Raw genomic sequence first — 20,214 nt, forward strand, 5'->3', positions numbered from 1 at the left:
ATCATATCTGGATTCAAGGCGTTATAGCGACATATCCGGTCACTTATGGCCGGTGATACTGAAAGGCATTTCGATATGGCAAAGGCAAGAAACGGCGGCGGACGGCGCAAGGATGGCGTCTGGGACCCGTTGAAGAGCAGTTCGAGCGACAGGCAGCGTGCGGAAGCGGTTCCGAAGACGCCACAGACGCTCTCGCCGGCCTATCGCCTTGCCTATGTGGACGAGGATTTCCTCTGCCGCGAGGAGCTGCGCCCGATCCGCCTGCAGCTCGAGCTCCTCAAGGTCGAGATGATGATGGCCGAGCGCGGCATCAAGTCGACCGTCGTCCTGTTCGGGGGCGCGCGCATTCCGGCCCCCGGCCAGAGCGCCTGGGCCGCCCGCAACGAAACCCAGCGCGCAAACCTCGAAGCCGCATCGGTCTATTATGATGAGGCCCGCAAGTTCGCCCGCCTTTGCTCACGCTATGCTGCCGGCTTCGATTTCCACGAATATGTCGTCGTTACCGGTGGCGGTCCCGGCGTCATGGAGGCGGGAAATCGGGGCGCGGCGGATGAAGGAGCACCTTCGATCGGCCTCAATATCGTGCTGCCGCACGAACAGGCGCCGAATGCCTATGTGACGCCCGAGCTCAGCTTCAATTTCCACTATTTTGCAATCCGCAAGATGCATTTCATGGTGCGCGCCAAGGCAATTGCGGTCTTCCCCGGCGGCTTCGGCACGATGGACGAATTCTTCGAATGCCTGACGCTGATCCAGACAGGCCGCATGGAGCGCATCCCGCTGCTGCTCTTTGGCTCGAAATTCTGGCACAGCATCATCAATTTCGATGCGCTCGCCGAATTCGGGACGATCGCCCCCGAGGACGTGAACCTGATCAGTTTCGTCGATACTGCCGACGAGGCCTGGAAGATCGTCCAGGATTTTTACGAGCACCGGGAAGGCCACTAGGCTCTAACGCCTGGCAACGAAAAGCCCTCTTCCCATGAGGGGAAGAGGGCTCCTGATGAGGGGCAAACCCCTCGCGATGAACTGCTTGCGGTTCGGTCATCCCTTCAGAGGAAGGGCTGGTCCGGCATGTCGTCGATCGAAATCACGCCGTCCTTGTTGCGGTCCATGCGATCGAAGAACTTGTTGAAGGCGGTTTCCGCTTCCTGCTTGCTGATCTGGCCGTTCTGGTCGGTGTCAATGCGGCCCATCATCATTGCCATGAAGCGGCCATTGCCATGCATCCAGTGGTGGCCGTCGCGGCCATGACGGCCATGGTTCTTGTCGTCGCCGGCCTGCGGCGCCGCATTCTGATCCGCATCGCCCCGCTTGGCTGAGACCGCTTCACGACGCGCCTTGAACTGTGCTTCGCGGTAGGCGCGGATTTCGCCTGGCGTCAGCGAGCCGTCATGGTTGGTATCGATGGCGGCGAAGATCTTCTCCATGCCATCGGTCGCCTCCTGCTTGGTAATCTTTCCGTCCTTGTTGGTGTCGAACTGTTTCAGCATGCGCACGAAGACGATGTCGCGGAAGGCAGCACCACGCGGACCGCCCATCATGCCCCAGCCCATCTGGCCATGATGTCCCGGACGGTCGGGCCGATCCGGCCGGTCTCTTGGTGCGGCGAAGCTCACCCCGGCAGCGGCGCCGAGGAGAAGAACAGAAGAAAGAGCCGTCAGAATAAGCTTGTTGCGGTGCATGATTGCATCCTTTCGTAGGGTGTCCCTCGACCACGAAAGGTAGGTCCGAACCGCGCCCGGACCCAGTTAAACATCTGTAAGATGGATGAAACTTTGGTAAGCTAGGCCGTAATCTTCTTAAGGAAATCAGCAAGATCGTCGGTGACGAAATCGATGTGGTCATCTTCGCCGCTGGTCTTTTCCCACCATTCGACGACGGTCTCTTCCAGGTTGCGCGGCACCAGCAGAACGGTCTGCATGCCGAGTGCCTTCGGCACGGTGAGATTGCGAGGCAGGTCTTCGAACATCGCAGCCTTGTTCGTCTCGATCTTCTTCAGCGCCATGAACTTGTCATAGGTCGCCTGCGCCGGTTTCGGCAGGTAGTCTGCCGCGACGATGTCGAAGATATCGTCGAAATGATCGAGAATGCCGAGTGCGCCGGCAGCTGCCTGTGCATGCGGGACACTGCCATTGGTGAAGATGAACTTACGGCCCGGCAGGGCCTTGATTGCGTCGGCAAGGTCCGGATGCGGGGTCAGCGACGAATAGTCGATCGCATGCGCCTTTTCGAGGAAATCGTTGGGATCGACCCCGTGATGGATCATCAGCCCCTGCAGCGTCGTGCCATGATCGAGATAATATTGCTTCTGCAGCCTGCGCGCCTCGTCATGCTCCATCTGCAGAAGCGCTGAGACATAGGCCGTCATGTTCTTGTCGATCTGCGCGAACAGATTGACATGATGCGGATAGAGCGTGTTGTCGAGGTCGAAGACCCATTCGGTCACGTGCTCGAAATCGTTTTTGGTAGGCGTGCGGTCGATCTTTGTCATAGCCGCTCTTATCGCATGGCCGCGGCGGGAAACCAAAGGCTTTCGCTAGCAGGTCCGGCCCAGCGAGGTCCTCCCAAAAAAAGCCGCCAGATTTTCACAACTTTAGAGAGATTTTGGCCGACTTTCGCCATTGATAGCTGGTGACCTCTGCCTGCGTCAGACAGGGGGACCCGCAAGGGTAAAGTCGCATGAAGATCGTTCTGATAAACCCGCCGCATACCGCGATCGGCAGCCGTATTCCCGATGATCATCTTCCGCCGCTCGGCCTTCTTTCGGTTGGAGGTCCGCTGATCGACGATGGTCATGTCGTCAGGCTGATCGATGCCGAATTCGGGCCGATGACGGTTGCGGACATCGTCAGTCGGGTGGTGGCTGACAGTCCCGATCTGGTGCTGATCGGCCATTCGGGCTCGACGTCGGCCCATCCGACTGCTCGAGTGATCGCAGAGGCTATCAAGAGCAGCGATCCGAAAATCTCCATCATCTATGGTGGCGTATTTCCAACCTATCACTGGCGGGAGGTGCTGGCCGAGACCGAGGCATTCGACGTCCTCGTGCGCGGCGAGGGTGAGGAAACCATGCGGCGTCTTGCGGATGCGCTAGTGACGAACCGTCCGCTCGCCACGATCCCCGGAATTGCCTTTCGCGATGGCCATGGCGAAATCCTGGCAACGCAGCCAGCACAGGCGATCGCCGATCTCGATGCCTATCGCGTCGGCTGGGAACTGATCGATCATCGCAACTATAGCTACTGGGGCGGCAAGCGTGCCGTCGTCATGCAGTTTTCCAGGGGGTGCCCGCATCTTTGCAACTATTGCGGCCAGCGTGGTTTCTGGACCCGCTGGCGTCATCGCTCGCCGGAGCTTTTCGCCCGCGAGATTGCCAGGCTCTATCGCGAAGAGGGCGTCGAACTCATCAACCTCGCCGATGAAAACCCGACATCCTCGCGAAAAGCCTGGCTGGCTTTCCTCGAAGCGATGGTTGCCGAGAATGTGCCCGTGCAGATCGTCGGCTCGACGCGGGCCGACGACATCGTTCGCGATGCCGATATCCTGCACCTTTATCGCAAGGCTGGCATCGTCCGCTGGCTGCTTGGTATGGAAAACACCGATGAGGCGACGCTTGCCTTGATCAAGAAGGGCGGTGCCAAGACAACCGACCGGGAAGCGATCCGCCTCCTGCGCCGGCACGATATCCTCTCCATGGCGACCTGGGTCGTCGGTTTCGAGGAGGAGAAGCTGAGCGATCTCTGGCGCGGCTTCCGGCAGTTGCTCTCCTATGATCCCGACCAGATCCAGGCGCTCTATGTGACGCCGCATCGATGGACGCCCTTCTTCCGCATCGCTCGCGAGCGACAGGTGATCGAGGCCGATATCCGCAAATGGGACTATAAGCATCAGGTCCTGAAGATGCGCTATCTCAACCCGATCGTGCTGGTCGCCTGCGTCAAGCTGATCGAGGTCGCAGTCCAGGCGCGCCCGAAGGCGCTGCTGCGTATTCTCTTCCACCGCGATCCAGAACAGCGTCATTCCATGCGCTGGTATACGCAGATGGGCCGCCGCGTCTGGTTTCACGAGATCCTCGAATTCCTTTTCCGCCGCCGCCACCTCAAGGAAGGCCCGACCCTCGAGACATTCTGGGGCGCACCCCAGGATGCAGAGGAGGAATCGATGCTGCGCCCGCAGCGGCATGTGAAGAGCCTCGACGCTGCGGAATAAAATAGACGCCCGATTTTCGGCGGACGACTGAGGCGCGGAGTGCTAGAAAGCCGACATGCTTTTCGAACGCCCCGACGATGACACGCTCTATGATGCCCTGATTGCCCGCAGCGCCGATTATGAGGGCCAGGCCTATGTCTGTGTGAAGACAACAGGCATCTTCTGCCGTCTGACCTGCCCGGCGCGCAAGCCGAAGCGGGAAAACACCATCTTCTTCGATACGATCGCCGCCTGCATGCATTCGGGCTTCCGTCCATGCCAGCGCTGCAGGCCGCTGGAGCAGCCGGGCCGCGAGCCGGTCGTCGACATGCTGCTGGCGCGGCTCGACAGCGAACCCGATGTGCGCTGGACCGAAGATGAGCTCGTACGCCGGGGCTACGATCCTTCGACCGTGCGCCGCGCCTTCAAGCGGGCGCTCGGCATGACCTTCCACGATATCGTACGCTATCGCCGGCTTGGCGAAGCAGCACGGCAGCTCGCCGGTGGCGCGCGGGTGATCGATGTGCAGCTCGATGCAGGATATGAATCCCCGAGCGGCTTTCGCGCCGCTTTTCAGCGGCTGGTCGGCAAGGCGCCGGCGCTTTCGCAAAACCGCGAACTGCTCTTTGCCGACTGGTTCGATACACCGCTCGGACCGATGATAGCAGTCGCCGACAAGACGCATCTGCATCTCCTCGAATTTCACGACCGCAAGGCTTTGCCGACCGAACTCGAAGCCCTGCAGAAGCGTGTCCGTTCCTCGGTCGCGATCGGCCGTACGCCTGCTATCGACCAGATCGAGATGGAGATCAGGGACTATTTCGAAGGGCGGCTGACCACATTCAAGACGCCGCTGGCGCTTGACGGTACGTCCTTCGAAAAGCATGTCTGGGCAAAGCTCATCGAAATTCCCGTCGGCCAGACACGCGCCTATGGCGATCTTGCAAGAGAGATGGAAAGGCCGGAGGTGGTGCGTGCTGTCGGCCGTGCCAACGGCGCCAACCAGCTCGCCATCATCGTGCCCTGCCATCGTATCCTCGGCGCGGATGGTTCACTCACCGGCTACGGCGGCGGGCTGTGGCGCAAGCAATGGCTGCTGCGGCACGAGGAAAAGATCAGCGGATATAAAATGGAGAGGACAGCATGAATCAGACTGAGAAAGCCGACTATTTCGGTACGCTGCATCGCAAGGGCACGCCCGTCATTTTATACAACATCTGGGATGCCGGAACGGCCAAGGCCGTTACGGAGGCGGGCGCGAAGGCGCTCGCGACCGGAAGCTGGTCCGTCGCGGCTGCCAATGGTTATGGCGACGGCCAGAAGCTGCCGATGGATGTGCTGATCGAGACGGCGCGCACGATCACCGCCGTCAACGACCTGCCGCTCTCGGTCGATTTCGAAGGCGGCTATTCCACCGAACCCGCCGGCGCCGCGGCCAATGTCGCAAAGCTCATCGAGGCTGGCGCCATAGGGATCAACTTCGAGGACCAGCGCGTCGGCGAGGCCGGCCTTCATTCTATCGAAGTGCAGGCGGCTCGCATCCGCGCCATCAGGGAAATGGCGAAGGCGCGAGGCATCAATTTTTTCCTCAATGCCCGCACTGATCTCTTCCTTCAGGAAGGTGACGGCTCCAGGCACGCAGGGTTGGTGGATGCAGCGATCGAGCGTGGCAAGGCCTATGCAGCGGCAGGCGCCAGCGGCTTCTTCGTGCCGGGTCTGATCGAGCCGGCCCTGATCGAAAAGGTCTGCGCCGCATCCTCGCTGCCGGTCAATATCATGATGAAGGCCGGTGCGCCCGAACCGGCCGATCTTGGAAGGCTCGGTGTTTCGCGCATCAGCTATGGTCCGGGGCCTTATCGGGCGATGATGGAAAAGCTGAAGGAAGCAGCAGCTGCGATCTATTCGGCCAACTGATCGTTGCCGGTGGAGTTTCGCTGCATGGCGATGGCCTGAGCAATGAAATTGCGAACGGTGGGGGAGCGCTCGTCACGCCGGGTGGCGAGTGCCAGCCGTGCCGCTGGCGGTTCGCCGTCAAATGCGATGTAGCAAACACCGGGAACATTGATCTTCACCATTTCCGCCGGCACGATCGAAACGCCGAGACCGACTGCGACCAGGCTGGCAATCGAAGTGATCTGCGGCGCTGATTGGCCGAGCCGCGGTTCAAATCCCACCCGCCGGCATGCAGCGATGATGTCGTCGAAGAAGCCGGCACCCGCCTCACGTGGAAAGAGGACGAAGCTCTCTTCGGCCAGGGCGCCGAGGGGTAACGTCTGCGCCTGTGACAGCGGATGCCTTGCTGGAAGCACGATGACCATGGGATCTTCGGCCAGCAGCTGACATCGGGCCTGCAGCACATCACTGCTGCCCGGGCGGATAAAGACGGCGTCGAGTTCGTCCCCGTCGAGACGCTGCAGCAGTTGCGCCGTCGGCGCTTCCTCCAGGCCGAGTTCGACGGCCGCATATTTCTCGCGAAAGGCGTTCACGATGGCGGGCACGACCGGATTGAACACCGCAGAGCTGGTGAAGCCAACCCGCAGCCGCCCGCTCCCTCCGCGCGCCGCCCGCAGCGCAGATCGTTTGGCCTGCTCCGCCTGAAGCAAAATCGCCTGCGCCTCCGGCAGGAAGGCCTTGCCCGCCTCCGTCAGTTCCGCGCCGTTCGAGAGGCGGCGGAAAAGAGCCGCGCCAATCTCGTTTTCAAGATCGCGTATCTGATTGCTGAGTGGCGGCTGGCCGATACCGACCTTCCGTGCCGCGCGTGTGAAATTGAGTTCTTCTGCGACGGCGATGAAATAACGAAGATGACGAAGTTCCATGCGATACGTTTAAGATATCGCATTCACCTCCGCAATATATTGGAACTATCTCCCCTGCGCCGCCACATGACGGAACGCGCAGCCTTCATATGACGGGTGCGCCAGGAAAGGAGTTCACGATGAGTGCAATCGAAAAGCAGTTTCTCATTACCGGTGTCAGCTCTGGCTTTGGCCGCGCCTTTGCGCAGGCCGCATTGGAAAAGGGCCACCGCGTGGTGGGAACGGTGAGAAACGATGATGCAATAGCGTCGTTCGAGAGGCTGGCGCCGCGTCGGGCGACGGCAGTCCGCCTCGACGTGACCGATATAGAGGCAATCGAACCGGCCGTTGCCGGCATCGAGGGAACCATCGGTCCGGTGGACGTTCTCATCAACAATGCCGGCTATGGACATGAAGGAACTTTGGAGGAATCGTCGATCGAGGAAATGCGCCGGCAATTCGAGGTCAATGTTTTCGGCGCCGTCGGGATGATGAAGGCCGTTCTTCCGTTCATGCGCCGGCGGCGGGCGGGTCATATCATCAACATCACATCGATGGGCGGGTTCATCACCATGCCGGGCATCGCCTATTATTGCGGCAGCAAATTTGCGCTCGAAGGCATCAGCGAGGTTTTGGCGAAGGAAGTGAAGCCATTTAATGTTGCAGTCACCGCTGTGGCTCCTGGCTCATTTCGCACCGACTGGGCCGGACGATCGATGATCCGCACCGACAGGAGCATTTCTGATTACGATGCGCTCTTCGATCCCATCCGCAGGGCGCGCGAGGAAAAGAGCGGCAGACAGTCAGGCGATCCTCGCAAAGCGGCGGCCGCTGTGCTGGCACTGGTCGAGGCTGAAGATCCGCCGGTCCATCTGCTGCTCGGCGCCGATGCGCTGACGCTGGTCCGCGACAAGCTCAAGAGCATGAGTTCGGAAATTGATGCTTGGGAAGATCTGACGCTCTCGACAAACTTTGCCGGAGCATGAGAAAGGCGCCCGCAAGGGCGCCTTTTTCGATCAGGGAACGATCAGTGTGCCGACGCCGTGCTCGGTGAAGATTTCGAGCAGCACCGAATGGGCCGTCTTGCCGTTGAGGATAACGACGCCCTGCACGCCGGCCTTGATGGCATCGATGCAGGTCTCGACCTTCGGGATCATGCCGCCGGAAATCGTGCCGTCGGCAATCAGCGCATGCGCTTCGGCGACGGAAAGCTCCTTGATGAGTTTGCCCTGCTTGTCGAGAACGCCGGGCACATCCGTCAGGAACAGCAGGCGGGTGGCGTTCAGCGCTCCGGCAATCGCACCGGCAAACGTGTCGGCGTTGATGTTGTAGGTCGCGCCATCGCGGCCCGGAGCAACCGGCGCGATGACCGGGATCATCTCGGAGCGGGCGAGAAGGTCGAGCAGCGTGCGGTCGACTTCGACGACTTCGCCGACGAAACCGAGATCGAGCACACGCTCGATGTTGGAATCCGGATCCTTGACGGTCTTGCGGGCCTTTTCGGCGAAGACCATGTTGCCGTCCTTGCCGCAGAGGCCGATCGCCCATTCGCCAGTCTGATTGATCAGCGCGACGATTTCCTTGTTGATCGAGCCGGCGAGAACCATCTCGACGATCTCGACCGTCTTCTGGTCGGTGACGCGCAACCCGCCTTCGAACTTCGATTCGATGCCCATCTTCGTCAGCATGGCGCCGATCTGCGGGCCGCCGCCGTGAACGACGATCGGGTTGACGCCGGACTGCTTCAGAAGCGCGATATCGCTGGCGAAAGCCTTGCCGAGCTCCGGATTGCCCATGGCATGGCCGCCGTATTTCACGACGATCGTCTTGTTTTCATAGCGCTGCATGAAGGGCAGCGCCTGTGCGAGAAGACGTGCCTGGATTTCGCTTTCGGACTCGTTCATGGGGGACCCCGCGGAATTGATCGCGGCCTTTTATCTCAAGTTTTTAACAGAGGGAATAATCCGGCACGCAATAGTTTTTCGTATCTAAGGCCGACCTGGAAGCCGGCCAGCTCATATTGAAACTATTGAACCGGAAATCGTTCATTCGAGGGCGACATGACTGGGGATTTTGCAGATTTAATCGGCCGTGTCGCGTTGGGCGACCGCAGGGCCTTCGCCGCGCTCTATAACCAGACCGGCCCGAAACTTCTGGCGATCTGCCTTCGTATTCTTGGAAACAGGAACGAGGCCGAAGAGGTGTTGCAGGAGGTCTATATCAAGATATGGCAGCGCGCCGGCGCCTTTACGGCCGGCTCCGCGACGTCGGTCGCCTGGCTTGCGGCAATTGCCCGCAATCAGTCGATCGATGCCTTGCGTGCGCGCAAGCCTGTAGCCGACGAAATCGACAAAGCGCTTGATCTTGCCGATGCCGGTCCCGATCCTGAAGCGCAAGTCGTGATTAAGGATGAAGGAAGGCGGATTGACACCTGCATGGAAGAGTTGGAAGCTGATCGTGCGGTCGCAGTGAAACGGGCTTATGTCGAAGGGCTGAGCTATCAGGAACTGGCCGATCAGTTTGGTGTCCCGCTGAATACGATGCGGACATGGCTTAGACGCAGCCTGCTGAAACTGAGAGAGTGCATGGAACGATGACATCGCCCGACAAAAGCAAGGGAGACCGCTCCCGGGATGAGGTTCTCGCCGGCGAATATGTGCTGGGCGTCCTCTCTCTTCAGGATCGCAAGATCGTTGAGGAACGCATGCGCCGCGACCGGCAGTTTGCCGCGATCGTCAGCCGCTGGGAGGTCAACCTCTCCGGCTTCAACGACGAATATGGCACGGCTTCTCCGAGCCACGAGACCTTCAAGCAGATCGAGGCGCGTCTCTTCGCCGATACGGAGAGTGCGCCGCGCTTTTCGCACGGCCTCTGGAATTCCGCCGGTTTCTGGCGCTCGCTGACATTTGCCTCCCTTGCGGTCACCCTGGGCGTCATCGCCTTTACCTCCGGTCTCGTGCCTCAGCCCCCTGTATCGCCGCCGCTGGTGGCCGATCTCTCCGGGCAGAACAATCAGGTCAATCTGACCGCCTCTTACGAGATCCAGACGGGCCGGTTGAAGATCGTGCCGGTCGCTGCCGGCAAGCCGGAGGAGAAATCTCTGGAGCTCTGGTTGGTGCCGGGCAGCGGCACGCCCCGTTCTCTCGGCGTCTTCCAGCGCGGTATGAACGGCGAATTGCTGATACCGACGGATATGCGCGGCCAGATTTCCGATGGCGCGACGCTGGCCGTCAGCCTGGAGCCATTCGGCGGCTCGCCCACACATCAGCCGACGGGTCCCGTCATCGCCAGCGGTTCGATCCACAGACCGTGAAAATCGGATCATTTTCCTGAAACTCTTCTGCAGCGCCTTCCGTAGTTGCTGATATCCGGGCGGCGCAGGGCATAAAGCCGGCGGCTGCGACCGGATGCAGAGGAGAAAAATCATGATCAAGTCCGCATTACGCGCTGCAGCTCTCGCCGCCGCCTTTTCCGCCATCGCTTTCGCTGCTCAGGCAAAGAACCCGATCGTCGGCGGTGCCGCGATGTATGCGAACAAGAACATCGTCGAGAATGCCGTCAACTCCAAGGATCATACGACCCTTGTTGCTGCCGTGAAGGCCGCCGGCCTCGTCGGCACGCTGGAAGGCAAAGGGCCCTTCACCGTTTTCGCACCGACCAACGAAGCCTTTGTTGCCCTGCCGGAAGGCACTGTCGATACGCTGCTGAAGCCGGAAAACAAGGCTAAGCTCGTCAAGATCCTGACGTGCCATGTCGTTGCCGCAGACGCGATGTCGAAGACCGTCGCAAAGATGATCAAGGACGATGGCGGCGAGCACGATATCAAGACGGTCGGCGGCTGCGTGCTCAAGGCAAAGGAAAGCATGGGCAAGATCACGCTGACGGATGAAAATGGCGATGTCGCCCACGTCACCATCGCTGACGTCAAGCAGTCGAACGGCGTCATTCACGTCGTCGACAAGGTACTGCTGCCGAAGATGTAATTCCAGGTATCGGCTGTCAGAGGCGCCTTTCGGGGCGCCTCTTTATTTCCAGTTGTTGATGCCGACTGTTTCGGCAATCGCCTGGCGCAGTTCGTCCAGTCCTTCGTTCTTTTCCGAAGACGTTGAAAGCACGGCCGGATAGGCGGCTGGCCGCTTGCGGATCTTTTCCGATGTTTCGGCAAGCAGCTTCGGCACGGCCGGCGCCTTGATCTTGTCCGTCTTGGTCAGAACGATCTGATAGGAAACGGCCGCCTTGTCGAGCAGCGTCAGCACGTCTTCGTCGTTCTTCTTGATGCCGTGGCGGCTGTCGATCAGCACATAGACGCGCTTCAGCGTCGCGCGGCCGCGCAGGTAGTCGAAGACGAGCTTCGTCCAGTTATCCACCTGCTCCTTCGGCGCCTGCGCATAGCCATAGCCAGGCATGTCGACCAGCGCCATTGGCGGCAGGTCGCTGCCCTCGCCGGAATAGCCATCCGGAACGAAGTAGTTGAGCTCCTGCGTGCGTCCCGGCGTATTGGAGGTGCGCGCCAGACCCTTCTGACCGACCAGCGCATTGATCAGCGACGATTTGCCGACATTCGATCGACCGGCGAAGGCGACTTCCAGGGGACCTTCCGGCGGAAGGAATTTCAGGGAAGGCACGCCGCGGATGAAGATCCAGGGGTGGCCGAAGAGCGGCTTTGCGATTTCAGTCATATGAATTCTGCAATCTCCGGGTTCGGTAATGGAACCGGCTTCATGTTTTTAAGGCGTGTTGTCAAGCTTCGCGCGGTTGAGCGCTTCGGCGGCCGGAAACAAAAAGCCCTGCCGAAGCAGGGCTTTTCGACTATTTCGATGGTGCCGGTTTTCGTTTGAACAGGCCCTTCAGATTGTCGAAGAGCTCGATCTTCACGCCGTGGCGCTTCATGATGACCGACTGCTGGATGACCGAGAGCGTGTTGTTCCAGGCCCAGTAGATCACCAGACCTGCCGGGAAGCTCGCCAGCATGAACATGAACACCAGCGGCATCCAGTTGAAGATCATGGCCTGCGTCGGATCCGGCGGGGTCGGGTTCATGCGCATCTGGAAGAACATGGTGATACCCATGATCAGCGGCCAGACGCCGAGATGCAGCAGGGTCGGAGCCTCGAATGGCAGCAGGCCGAACAGGTTGACGATCGACGTCGGATCGGGTGCCGAAAGGTCCTTGATCCAGCCGAAGAACGGCGCATGGCGCATTTCGATGGTGATGTAGATCACCTTGTAGAGCGAGAAGAAGATCGGAATCTGCAGCGCCACCGGCCAGCAGCCGGCGATCGGGTTGATCTTTTCTTCCTTGTAGAGCTGCATCGTCGCCTGCTGCAGGCCCATACGGTCGTCGCCGAACTTGGCCTTCAGCTCTTCCATCTTCGGCTGCATGCGCTTCATGTTCGCCATCGAAGCATACTGCTTGCTGGCGAGCGGGAAGAACAGCGCCTTGACAACGATGGTCGTGCAGAGGATCGCCACGCCGAAATTGCCGAAGTAGCGGAAGAAGAAATCCATCAGCTTGAACATCGGCTTGGTGATGAAATAGAACCAGCCCCAGTCGATCAGGCGGTCGAAGCGCGGGATGTTGTAGCTCTGTTCGTAGCCGTCGATGACGGGAACTTCCTTCGCACCGGCAAAGACAAGATTCTTGAGTTCGACCGACTGGCCCGGCGCAATTGTAAAGGCGTCTTCCTTATAGTCCGCCTGGTAGCGCGGCTGCCCGTCGGTGAAGTGCGAGAAACGCGCGTCATAGGGTGCCTGCTGCGGCGGGATGATTGTCGCGGCCCAATACTTGTCAGTAATCCCGAGCCAGCCGCCGGTGGATTTTGGCGGGGTAACGGCTTCCTTCTCGACTGCCGAATATTTGCTCTCGATGAGACCGTCGTCGCCGATGACGCCGATGAAGCCTTCATGCAGAACGTAGACGGACGGCGTCGTCGGCTTGTTGTAGCGCGTCACGCGGCCGTAAGAGGAAAGCGAGACAGGTGCCTGGCCGGCGTTCTGGATCTTGTCCGTGACCGTGAACATGTAATGCTCGTCGACGGAGATCGTGCGGGCGAAGGTGATGCCCTTGTCATTTGTATAGGTAAGAGTGACCGGCGTCTTTTCGGTGAGCTTTGCGCCCTCCGGTGCGGTCCACACGGTGGATGGGCCTGGAACGGTGCCTGTCGTGTCACTGCCGACATAACCGAGTTCGGTGAAGTAACCATCCTTGGTTTCAGCTGGCGAGAACAGCGTGATGATCGGGCTCGAGTCATCGACCGTCTCGTGATAGGCCTTGAGCTTCAGGTCATCGAGGCGAGCGCCGACGAGGTTGATGGAGCCGGAGAGCGCGGCGGTGTCGATGGCAACACGCGGCGTCTTTGCAAGCGCTTCTTCGCGGGTAGCGGTCGCAACTGCCTGGCCTGTCGGGGCGGCGCCATTCGTCTGGGCGCTCGGGCTGCTGCTTGCGGCAGGCTGCTGCGTCTGCTCGGTCTGCTGCTGTGCCTTCTGCGCTTCCTGAGCCTTGCGCTGAGCTTCGATGCGCGGGTTCATGTAGAGGAACTGCCAGCCAAGGACGATCAGCACCGAGAGAGCGATCGCAATGAAGTAATTGCGGTTGTTTTGCATCATACGTTCCTGGGGCGCTCGTCTTTCGGGCGCCGGTGTTTCGGCCTGGTTTCCACGCGGGCTTTCAGTTCCGCGGCCAGTTCATCGAAGGACGCCGTCAAAACGTCCCTGCGGGCGACAACCACATAGTCGTGTCCGGGCTGCATTGCAAACCCTGCATGAAGCCGCACCGCCTCTTTAAGGCGCCGCCGCATGCGGTTTCTTTCGACGGCGTTGCCATGTTTTTTGGTGACTGTGAAGCCGACGCGGGCTTCGCTTTCTTCTTCCTTGCGGTTCAGGACCTCGAGAAGGAAGAGAGGGCCGCGGCGCTTTTCGCCTTCGCGGACTGCAAGAAATTGCGGGCGGCTCAAGAGCCGCCCGACAATCTGTTTGTCTTCTTTGGTCTTCAATTCGCCCGTCATTTTCTATCGGGCAATTCCGGCCTTAGGCCGAAAGACGCTTGCGGCCGCGTGCGCGGCGAGCAACGATGACCTTGCGGCCGCCCTTAGTGGCCATACGCGCACGGAAACCGTGGCGGCGCTTGCGAACAAGCTTCGAGGGCTGATAGGTACGCTTCATTTATTTAAACACCGCGGAGTGCGGCCCTTCTTGAATTTGCATAATGCAAGGAGCGTGGTTTTTCGAACGGACGAGGTCGCAAAAGACCTGAAACGACCGGACGTGCGGCGGCTTATACGGATGAAGCCTCTCAAAGTCAATTATGGCAGGCAGATTCCTGAATACACACGGCGGATGGCAAGATTTCGCACGTCGGTGTTAACGAATGCGGCGGTTCAATATATGGTTGTATATTTCGTCTGGAGGCTTCGGAAAGCTTTCAGCCGGAGTTTTTCTTTCTTGAAGATGCTCGGTTCTGGACGAAACATAACGCGGCTAACAGTAAATATGGGTAATTTCCTGTAGTCGATATTGTTAATATTCGAAATACAACATTAACGAATTTACCCGATCTTCCAGTGCATCGGCTGGGAATGTGTTTTCCGGGCATTGTGAGGCGAGGAGTGTTCGTTGAAAATTCGCGGCAAAATCAATCTTCTTGTGTCTGTCATGGGCGGCGTTGCGCTTTTGATTGGTGCCACCGCGCTGTCGGCGATGGCCAAGTATAACGCGAACCTGACGGCGTATGAACACGCCGCGGCCCGCGCCTATGCAGGCGAACGCTTGAACCGCTTTGTCACCGCCGTCGTCATGGAATCGCGCGGCATCTATGCTGCAAAGAGCCTCGACCAGACGCCGGCTTTCGCCAAGGGGCTGATGGCCGATCTGGATGAGATCGACAAGGTCATCGCCGGTTGGGCGCCGCTTGTGCCTGACAGCCAGAAAGATTCCTTCACCAAGCTCGTCGACCGCGCCAAGGAATTCCGCACCTTCCGCAGCGAGACGGCACGTCTCGGCACGCAGGTCAGCCCGCAGGCGGCCAACGAGCAGGGCAATAACGACGCCAACCGCGCAAACCGCAAGGCCTTCCAGGCCGAGATCGACGCGATCGTCACCACCGACAAGGCCGAGTTGACGGCAGTCAATGACGAGATCGAAGACTTCCGCAGCTGGATCCTGATGCTGGTGCTCAGCATTACCGGCATCGGCATCGCGGCAGGCGTCGGCATGGGCTTTTACATCGGTACCAGCCACCTGAGCCGGCCGATCAAGAAGGTGACGGATGCGATCAAGGAGGTCGCAGACGGCAATTTCCAGGTCGAAGTGCCCTTTGCCGGCCGCAAGGACGAAATCGGCGAAATGGCCGCAGCCGTCGCCGTTTTCAAGGAAAACGGCCTCGTTATCCAGCGCATGAATGCCCAGGAAGCGGCGATGCGCGCAAAGAGCGACGACCTGCAGTCCAGCATGTCGGTCGTTGTTGCGGCCGCAGCCGCCGGCGATTTCAGCCATCGCATTGACAAGGACTATGAGGACGAAAGCCTCAATCAGTTCGCCGGCAACATCAACTTGCTCCTGTCGAGCGTCGATGCCGGCGTCGATGAAACCCGCCGGGTCATTGCAAGCCTTGCCGAAGGCGACCTGACGCAGACCATGCGCGGCCAATTCCAGGGCGCCTTTGCCGAACTGCAGAATAACGTCAACAGCACATTCGTGACGCTGCAGACGACCATGCGCGAAGTGCGCGAAACGACTGAAGCGATCAACGGCAATACCAACGAACTTCGGAACGCCAGCGACGATCTCTCCAAGCGTACTGAACAGCAGGCCGCCGCACTGGAGGAAACCTCCGCTGCTCTCGACGAGATCACGGCTGTTGTTATGAATTCGACCGAACGTGCGCAGGAAGCGACCGTCATGGTCTCCGAGGCAAAGGAAAATGCCGGCCGCTCCGGCGTCGTGGTTCGCAACGCGGTCGATGCGATGGGCCGCATCGAACAGGCGTCTCGCGAAATCAGCCAGATCATCAACGTCATCGATGAGATCGCCTTCCAGACAAACCTGCTGGCGCTGAACGCCGGCGTCGAGGCTGCCCGTGCCGGTGAAGCCGGTAAGGGATTTGCTGTCGTCGCGCAGGAAGTGCGCGAACTCGCCCAACGCTCGGCAACCGCAGCGAAGGATATCAAGGCGCTCATCACCAAGTCGGGCGACGAGGTGCAGGTCGGCGTCAAGCTGGTTCAGGCGACGGGTGAGGCCTTGTCCGAGATCGAAACTCGGGTCATCGCCATCAACGATCATATCCATTCGATCGCGACAGCGGCAAAGGAACAGTCGACCGGCCTCAAGGAAGTCAACACCGCCGTCAACCAGATGGATCAGGTCACTCAGCAGAACGCCGCGATGGTGGAAGAGACCTCGGCTGCGACCCACAAGCTCTCGGCCGAAGCCGATGGCCTCGTGCGCCTCATCTCCCGCTTCAAGCTTTCCAGTGAGGCGTCTGTTGCCGTTGCCCGCCAGCAGCATCACCAGCCAGTCGCCTCTCCGGCGCGCCGCGCTATCAGCCGCGTCGCACGGGCCTTCGGCGGCAATGCAGCCGCTGCGGAGCAGAGCTGGGAAGAGTTCTGACAGCCTCTGCAATCAGGATCGGAACGCCGCCTGCGGGCGGCGTTTTTGTTTGTGACGACTTGCCGCTCCTCGCAAAGATTTGAAAGCGGAGCATTCTGCTCTAATATACAAGCTCATTCTGATGGCGGCCTTTCGCCGCACGGACAAGACGAGATGCCGGTTCAAGACCAGGGCGAGCCTTCCAAGGCGGAAAACATCGCGGCCGGCGAGGCTGCAAAGGGCTCCTATCCGCGTGCCGGCATGTTCAGCCGTCTGTCCGGCAAGCTGCTCTGGCTCACCGTCTTCTTCATTATGCTGGCGGAAATCCTGATCTTCTTTCCCTCGATCGCAAGCATGCGTGTCCGCTGGCTCGAGGATCGCCTGAATACGGCCGCCGCTGCCGCAATCGTCATCGACGGGCTGCAGCCGGTGGAGCTGCCGCGGGCGCTGCAGAAAGAGACGCTGGAGGCGACCGGCACCAAGGCGATCGTGCTGCGCAAGGATGGCACCTCCCGCCTGCTTGCCATGAGCGAGATGCCAACCTCGGTCGACGAATCATACGACCTCACGGATATCCCGCCATTGACCGCCATGCGCGATGCGCTGGACACTCTGATCTTCGGCGGCAACCGCATGATCCGCGTCTACGGACCGGTGGGCGAGACGAATACCGGCGTCGAAGTGGTGATGAAGGACAGGCCGCTACGCAAGGCAATGTTCGTCTATGCCCGCAACGTTCTGCTGCTGTCGATCCTGATTTCGCTCTTTACCGCGACACTGATTTTCTTCTCCATCAATCGCATCCTCATTCGCCCCATCCGCAAGCTGACGGGCAGCATGCAGCAATTTGCCTCCGACCCCGAAAATCCGCTCCATGTCTATGTCGGAGACGGCGGCCGCGACGAACTGGCTGTTGCCGGCCGCAACCTGACATCCATGCAGCTCGAACTGCAGAAGACATTGAAGCAGCAGAGAAATCTCGCGGCACTCGGTCTCGCGGTGTCGAAGATCAATCACGACATGCGCAATATCCTGGCATCCGCCCAGCTCATGTCCGACCGCCTCGTCGATGTCGATGATCCCATGGTGAAGAGCTTCGCGCCGAAGCTGTTGCGCACCATCGACCGAGCCGTGGGCTACACGACCGAAGTGCTCTCCTATGGCAAGGCGACCGAATCGGCGCCCCGCCGCCGCCGCCTCCGCCTCTATGAGCTGATACAGGAGGTGAAGGACATCCTTGCCATCGACCCCCAGGCCGGTGTCGAATTCGTCGAGCAGATGGGGCCGGATCTGGAAGTGGATGCCGATAGTGAGCAATTGTTCCGGGTCATCCACAATCTCTGCCGTAATGCCCTGCAGGCGCTGACCTCTCCGGGCGAAGAGGGGGCAGGGATCGTCAGGCGCATCACCGTTGCCGCCCAGCGCGTCGGGAGCGTCGTCAGCATCACCGTGGATGATACCGGCCCAGGCATGCCGCTTAAGGCGCGGCAGAACCTCTTTGCCGCCTTCCGCGGCTCGGCCCGCTCTGGCGGCACCGGTCTCGGCCTCACCATTGCCCGTGAGCTGGTGCTGGCCCATGGCGGCACCATCGCACTTGTGGAAAAGCCCTCGGTCGGCACTCAGTTCCGTATCGAAATTCCGGATCGCCCGGTTTCACTGGAAGATTACCGCAGCCGGTCGCACGCCGAAAAGTGATGCAATTTCCGCAATGGAGCCTTGCTGAACCAAAGTCGCGATTTTTTTCGAATTGCTCTTGCATTGCCCGAAAAGACCCTTTAGAGAACCGCCCACGCAAGCGGCACGGCCGCCACTGCAGACGCACCCGTAGCTCAGCTGGATAGAGCACCAGACTACGAATCTGGGGGTCAGGAGTTCGAATCTCTTCGGGTGCGCCATTTCCTCTCCAAATTCCGATGATCAGTTATTGAGCTGCTTCGTGGTCGGTTGTTGCCGAAGCCCGACTACTATCCGGTCGCATTTCGAATGCACGGTCAATGGGTCTAGTGCGCAGCCCTATGACTATGGAGCAGGCGGCTACTTGAGTTTTTCGATCTCGTAGTACCCGTTGTCGAGCCGACCGGATGATGTGACTTCCTAGGCTCTTTGACGCCATCGAGTATTTCGCCGTGCTGGCAAGGAAGCGGTTCAGGCCTTCTGCACGCTGCCGCCGATGCCCAGAAAGCCCATATAAGACCGCCGCTTCCTGGTCGGCGGCGAAGTTCCCCCATCCGAGCCTAGTTTCGCGCAACCTTCGACGTCTATCTGCGGAGGCGATGGATTATGGCAGGCGAGAAGCCGGAGGATCGCATGAGGACGGGAACTGTTGGTGTCGTAGGTCTCGTCGCGGTGATGGCGGCCCTTGCGGGATGCGTCGATCGTGCCAATGCGCCGGTGCTCGTGGCTGTCGCTTCGCCCGTCAATCCGCCTGGCGTCGCTCACAGCCTCTGCATGTCCGATGCCAATGCCATGTATGACGAATCCAACAAACAGTACGACTTGCGGGCGCAGTTGACCGGTCACCGCGATCCGGTGGAACGGGAGACGAATGCGAGCAGTGCCGCCCATCGGCAATATGTCTCCTGCATCGCTGGCCAGGGCTACCGTCCTTTGTACGCATATCAAGAACGGTGAATTCACACATTCGATAAATGTCCCAGGAGCCCGCTCGAGCGGCTTCTGCAAAGTCGCAAATTTTGATTTTTTGTGTCTTTCAGTCGCGGCGGATCGCCTGCAATCACAAGTGTAGGAAGCTGCGTGTGATGGCGGAACTTCACGCGCGTAGAACGCATTTTTCATAGATAAATCCAGGAAGGAGGGTTTATCATGAAAATGTTCACTCTAGTCCCGTCCGCCATTGCGCTCAGCGCTCTTCTCGCCCTCTCGTCTATCGTTCCCGCGGTGGCGGCGCCCGTTCAGCAGGCCCGGAATCCGGTCGCCTCAAGCCCAGAAATGGTGCAATATAAGGTACATGCCGGCTATTGGCATGGCTACCATGGTTTCCGCACGGAACGCCCCGGTACCCGCCGTCACTCCGATGGCTACTGGTATCCGCTTGCTGCGTTCGGCGTTGAAGCCCGCACCACGGGCGCGATTGTCCGCCAACCCCTCAATCGCACCGAGCCCAAAACTATGTGCAACCCAGCATTTAGTGGAACGATCGGACCCGGCAGCATGCCATGCGACAACGGCTATTGAGCCGGCAAAGAGAGAGGCGGCCAAAAGCCGCCTTTTTCTTGCGCGCAATTGGATCTCACGTCGTCGTGATTGCTATCTGGTGCAGTGGAATGTGACAGATCTGCTCCCTAGCTCCTTGGCGTAAATCCCAAACATCCTCCCAAGGAGACAAGAAATGATCAATATCGTGAAGAATGGCCTCGTCGCCGTAGCCTTTGGCGCAATCGTCAGCGTTTCGGCTTTCGCATCTGCCAACGCAGCCCCGGCGCAACAGCAGCAGCAGGTCGTAAAGCAGCAGAAGAACACGAACGCTCGCAACGAGCCGCGCACCACCGGATCCGTCAATGGTGCTTCCAACAGCTCCGACCCTTACCAGTACGGTCGGAAGAAGTCGCTCAACATGGCCTGCGGCCTGCGCTTCAACCCGACCAGCAGCTCGGGCTGCAACTACTAAAAGCAGTTGATGGCATGG

21 protein-coding genes and 1 tRNA gene are annotated in these 20,214 nt (G+C 59.7%); 14 read left to right on the plus strand and 8 right to left on the minus strand.

What is annotated here, in order from left to right; all coding sequences use genetic code 11:
• The first annotated feature begins 75 nt into the window (after window positions 1-75).
• Window positions 76-948, plus strand: coding sequence for an LOG family protein (locus tag FHT93_RS12835; protein WP_112970243.1), 873 nt, complete (start codon window positions 76-78; stop codon window positions 946-948).
• A 104-nt stretch (window positions 949-1,052) separates the two neighbouring features.
• On the opposite strand, the gene FHT93_RS12840 is transcribed toward FHT93_RS12835, so the two are convergent.
• Together FHT93_RS12840 and FHT93_RS12845 are read right to left on the minus strand one after the other, a co-directional pair.
• Window positions 1,053-1,685: an EF-hand domain-containing protein gene (locus FHT93_RS12840; protein ID WP_183847864.1), complete on the minus strand. Its 633-nt coding sequence runs from the start codon at window positions 1,683-1,685 to the stop codon at window positions 1,053-1,055.
• Between the two features lie 101 nt (window positions 1,686-1,786).
• Window positions 1,787-2,494, minus strand: coding sequence for a pyrimidine 5'-nucleotidase (locus FHT93_RS12845; protein ID WP_113013073.1), 708 nt, complete (start codon window positions 2,492-2,494; stop codon window positions 1,787-1,789).
• 188 nt (window positions 2,495-2,682) lie between these two features.
• Here FHT93_RS12845 and bchE point away from each other — a divergent pair, with 188 nt between their 5' ends.
• The 3 genes from bchE to FHT93_RS12860 are packed head-to-tail and all read left to right on the plus strand — an operon-like array spanning window position 2,683 to window position 6,105.
• Window positions 2,683-4,212, plus strand: coding sequence for a magnesium-protoporphyrin IX monomethyl ester anaerobic oxidative cyclase (gene bchE / locus FHT93_RS12850; RefSeq protein WP_183847866.1), 1,530 nt, complete (start codon window positions 2,683-2,685; stop codon window positions 4,210-4,212).
• 55 nt (window positions 4,213-4,267) lie between these two features.
• On the plus strand, window positions 4,268-5,338 hold the full coding sequence (locus FHT93_RS12855; RefSeq protein ID WP_183847868.1) for a trifunctional transcriptional activator/DNA repair protein Ada/methylated-DNA--[protein]-cysteine S-methyltransferase: 1,071 nt from the start codon (window positions 4,268-4,270) through the stop codon (window positions 5,336-5,338).
• The gene (locus FHT93_RS12860; protein WP_113013070.1) at window positions 5,335-6,105 is read left to right on the plus strand and encodes an isocitrate lyase/phosphoenolpyruvate mutase family protein; all 771 of its coding nucleotides are present in this window, start codon (window positions 5,335-5,337) and stop codon (window positions 6,103-6,105) included. Before FHT93_RS12855 ends, FHT93_RS12860 begins: the two co-directional genes overlap by 4 nt.
• Here FHT93_RS12860 and FHT93_RS12865 read toward each other — a convergent pair.
• Complete coding sequence (locus FHT93_RS12865; protein WP_183847870.1) at window positions 6,090-7,007, minus strand: LysR family transcriptional regulator; 918 nt, start codon at window positions 7,005-7,007, stop codon at window positions 6,090-6,092. The two genes, FHT93_RS12860 and FHT93_RS12865, sit on opposite strands and share 16 nt — an antisense overlap.
• A 119-nt stretch (window positions 7,008-7,126) precedes the next feature.
• Between FHT93_RS12865 and FHT93_RS12870 the strand changes: the two genes are divergently transcribed.
• Window positions 7,127-7,972, plus strand: coding sequence for an oxidoreductase (locus FHT93_RS12870; RefSeq protein ID WP_183847872.1), 846 nt, complete (start codon window positions 7,127-7,129; stop codon window positions 7,970-7,972).
• 30 nt (window positions 7,973-8,002) lie between these two features.
• On the opposite strand, the gene argB is transcribed toward FHT93_RS12870, so the two are convergent.
• Window positions 8,003-8,890, minus strand: coding sequence for an acetylglutamate kinase (gene argB, locus FHT93_RS12875; protein ID WP_037100983.1), 888 nt, complete (start codon window positions 8,888-8,890; stop codon window positions 8,003-8,005).
• A gap of 156 nt (window positions 8,891-9,046) precedes the next feature.
• On the opposite strand from argB, the gene FHT93_RS12880 reads away from it, so the two are divergent.
• The 3 genes from FHT93_RS12880 (at window position 9,047) to FHT93_RS12890 (ending at window position 10,969) form a co-directional block, all read left to right on the plus strand.
• Window positions 9,047-9,583: a sigma-70 family RNA polymerase sigma factor gene (locus tag FHT93_RS12880; protein WP_183847874.1), complete on the plus strand. Its 537-nt coding sequence runs from the start codon at window positions 9,047-9,049 to the stop codon at window positions 9,581-9,583.
• Window positions 9,580-10,299: an anti-sigma factor gene (locus tag FHT93_RS12885; protein ID WP_113013066.1), complete on the plus strand. Its 720-nt coding sequence runs from the start codon at window positions 9,580-9,582 to the stop codon at window positions 10,297-10,299. Before FHT93_RS12880 ends, FHT93_RS12885 begins: the two co-directional genes overlap by 4 nt.
• A gap of 112 nt (window positions 10,300-10,411) precedes the next feature.
• Window positions 10,412-10,969, plus strand: a complete 558-nt coding sequence (locus FHT93_RS12890) for a fasciclin domain-containing protein (protein WP_113013065.1) — start codon at window positions 10,412-10,414, stop codon at window positions 10,967-10,969.
• 42 nt (window positions 10,970-11,011) lie between these two features.
• Here FHT93_RS12890 and yihA read toward each other — a convergent pair whose 3' ends face one another.
• From yihA to rpmH, 4 genes are all read right to left on the minus strand, one after another.
• Window positions 11,012-11,665: a ribosome biogenesis GTP-binding protein YihA/YsxC gene (gene yihA, locus FHT93_RS12895; protein WP_029869015.1), complete on the minus strand. Its 654-nt coding sequence runs from the start codon at window positions 11,663-11,665 to the stop codon at window positions 11,012-11,014.
• Between the two features lie 130 nt (window positions 11,666-11,795).
• Entirely contained in the window at window positions 11,796-13,589 is a 1,794-nt protein-coding gene (gene yidC, locus FHT93_RS12900; RefSeq protein ID WP_029869014.1) for a membrane protein insertase YidC, read from the minus strand.
• The gene (gene rnpA, locus FHT93_RS12905; protein WP_112541782.1) at window positions 13,589-13,990 is read right to left on the minus strand and encodes a ribonuclease P protein component; all 402 of its coding nucleotides are present in this window, start codon (window positions 13,988-13,990) and stop codon (window positions 13,589-13,591) included. Before rnpA ends, yidC begins: the two co-directional genes overlap by 1 nt.
• A gap of 22 nt (window positions 13,991-14,012) precedes the next feature.
• Entirely contained in the window at window positions 14,013-14,147 is a 135-nt protein-coding gene (gene rpmH, locus FHT93_RS12910; protein ID WP_016552555.1) for a 50S ribosomal protein L34, read from the minus strand.
• A gap of 450 nt (window positions 14,148-14,597) precedes the next feature.
• On the opposite strand from rpmH, the gene FHT93_RS12915 reads away from it, so the two are divergent.
• The 6 genes from FHT93_RS12915 (at window position 14,598) to FHT93_RS12940 (ending at window position 20,196) form a co-directional block, all read left to right on the plus strand.
• Window positions 14,598-16,589, plus strand: coding sequence for a methyl-accepting chemotaxis protein (locus FHT93_RS12915; RefSeq protein WP_113013064.1), 1,992 nt, complete (start codon window positions 14,598-14,600; stop codon window positions 16,587-16,589).
• 153 nt (window positions 16,590-16,742) lie between these two features.
• Complete coding sequence (locus FHT93_RS12920; protein WP_183847875.1) at window positions 16,743-18,263, plus strand: HAMP domain-containing sensor histidine kinase; 1,521 nt, start codon at window positions 16,743-16,745, stop codon at window positions 18,261-18,263.
• A 123-nt stretch (window positions 18,264-18,386) separates the two neighbouring features.
• Window positions 18,387-18,463: transfer RNA gene (locus FHT93_RS12925), tRNA-Arg, on the plus strand.
• Window positions 18,464-18,875: 412 nt separating this feature from the next.
• Entirely contained in the window at window positions 18,876-19,199 is a 324-nt protein-coding gene (locus tag FHT93_RS12930; RefSeq protein WP_183847877.1) for a hypothetical protein, read from the plus strand.
• A 192-nt stretch (window positions 19,200-19,391) separates the two neighbouring features.
• Window positions 19,392-19,763: a cell surface protein gene (locus FHT93_RS12935; RefSeq protein ID WP_113114695.1), complete on the plus strand. Its 372-nt coding sequence runs from the start codon at window positions 19,392-19,394 to the stop codon at window positions 19,761-19,763.
• Window positions 19,764-19,917: 154 nt separating this feature from the next.
• Complete coding sequence (locus FHT93_RS12940; RefSeq protein ID WP_029869090.1) at window positions 19,918-20,196, plus strand: hypothetical protein; 279 nt, start codon at window positions 19,918-19,920, stop codon at window positions 20,194-20,196.
• Window positions 20,197-20,214 lie beyond the last annotated feature (18 nt).

This window comes from Rhizobium sp. BK379 (assembly GCF_014193955.1).
Taxonomy (GTDB): domain Bacteria; phylum Pseudomonadota; class Alphaproteobacteria; order Rhizobiales; family Rhizobiaceae; genus Rhizobium.

Excerpts from the sequence above, each read along its gene's own strand:
- FHT93_RS12835 (WP_112970243.1), top strand. The coding sequence starts at position 76 with ATGGCAAAGGCAAGAAACGGCGGCGGACGGCGCAAGGATGGCGTCTGG.
- FHT93_RS12840 (WP_183847864.1), bottom strand. The coding sequence starts at position 1,685 with ATGCACCGCAACAAGCTTATTCTGACGGCTCTTTCTTCTGTTCTTCTC.
- FHT93_RS12845 (WP_113013073.1), bottom strand. The coding sequence starts at position 2,494 with ATGACAAAGATCGACCGCACGCCTACCAAAAACGATTTCGAGCACGTG.
- bchE (WP_183847866.1), top strand. The coding sequence starts at position 2,683 with ATGAAGATCGTTCTGATAAACCCGCCGCATACCGCGATCGGCAGCCGT.
- FHT93_RS12855 (WP_183847868.1), top strand. The coding sequence starts at position 4,268 with ATGCTTTTCGAACGCCCCGACGATGACACGCTCTATGATGCCCTGATT.
- FHT93_RS12860 (WP_113013070.1), top strand. The coding sequence starts at position 5,335 with ATGAATCAGACTGAGAAAGCCGACTATTTCGGTACGCTGCATCGCAAG.
- FHT93_RS12865 (WP_183847870.1), bottom strand. The coding sequence starts at position 7,007 with ATGGAACTTCGTCATCTTCGTTATTTCATCGCCGTCGCAGAAGAACTC.
- FHT93_RS12870 (WP_183847872.1), top strand. The coding sequence starts at position 7,127 with ATGAGTGCAATCGAAAAGCAGTTTCTCATTACCGGTGTCAGCTCTGGC.
- argB (WP_037100983.1), bottom strand. The coding sequence starts at position 8,890 with ATGAACGAGTCCGAAAGCGAAATCCAGGCACGTCTTCTCGCACAGGCG.
- FHT93_RS12880 (WP_183847874.1), top strand. The coding sequence starts at position 9,047 with ATGACTGGGGATTTTGCAGATTTAATCGGCCGTGTCGCGTTGGGCGAC.
- FHT93_RS12885 (WP_113013066.1), top strand. The coding sequence starts at position 9,580 with ATGACATCGCCCGACAAAAGCAAGGGAGACCGCTCCCGGGATGAGGTT.
- FHT93_RS12890 (WP_113013065.1), top strand. The coding sequence starts at position 10,412 with ATGATCAAGTCCGCATTACGCGCTGCAGCTCTCGCCGCCGCCTTTTCC.
- yihA (WP_029869015.1), bottom strand. The coding sequence starts at position 11,665 with ATGACTGAAATCGCAAAGCCGCTCTTCGGCCACCCCTGGATCTTCATC.
- yidC (WP_029869014.1), bottom strand. The coding sequence starts at position 13,589 with ATGCAAAACAACCGCAATTACTTCATTGCGATCGCTCTCTCGGTGCTG.
- rnpA (WP_112541782.1), bottom strand. The coding sequence starts at position 13,990 with ATGACGGGCGAATTGAAGACCAAAGAAGACAAACAGATTGTCGGGCGG.
- rpmH (WP_016552555.1), bottom strand. The coding sequence starts at position 14,147 with ATGAAGCGTACCTATCAGCCCTCGAAGCTTGTTCGCAAGCGCCGCCAC.
- FHT93_RS12920 (WP_183847875.1), top strand. The coding sequence starts at position 16,743 with ATGCCGGTTCAAGACCAGGGCGAGCCTTCCAAGGCGGAAAACATCGCG.
- FHT93_RS12930 (WP_183847877.1), top strand. The coding sequence starts at position 18,876 with ATGAGGACGGGAACTGTTGGTGTCGTAGGTCTCGTCGCGGTGATGGCG.
- FHT93_RS12935 (WP_113114695.1), top strand. The coding sequence starts at position 19,392 with ATGAAAATGTTCACTCTAGTCCCGTCCGCCATTGCGCTCAGCGCTCTT.
- FHT93_RS12940 (WP_029869090.1), top strand. The coding sequence starts at position 19,918 with ATGATCAATATCGTGAAGAATGGCCTCGTCGCCGTAGCCTTTGGCGCA.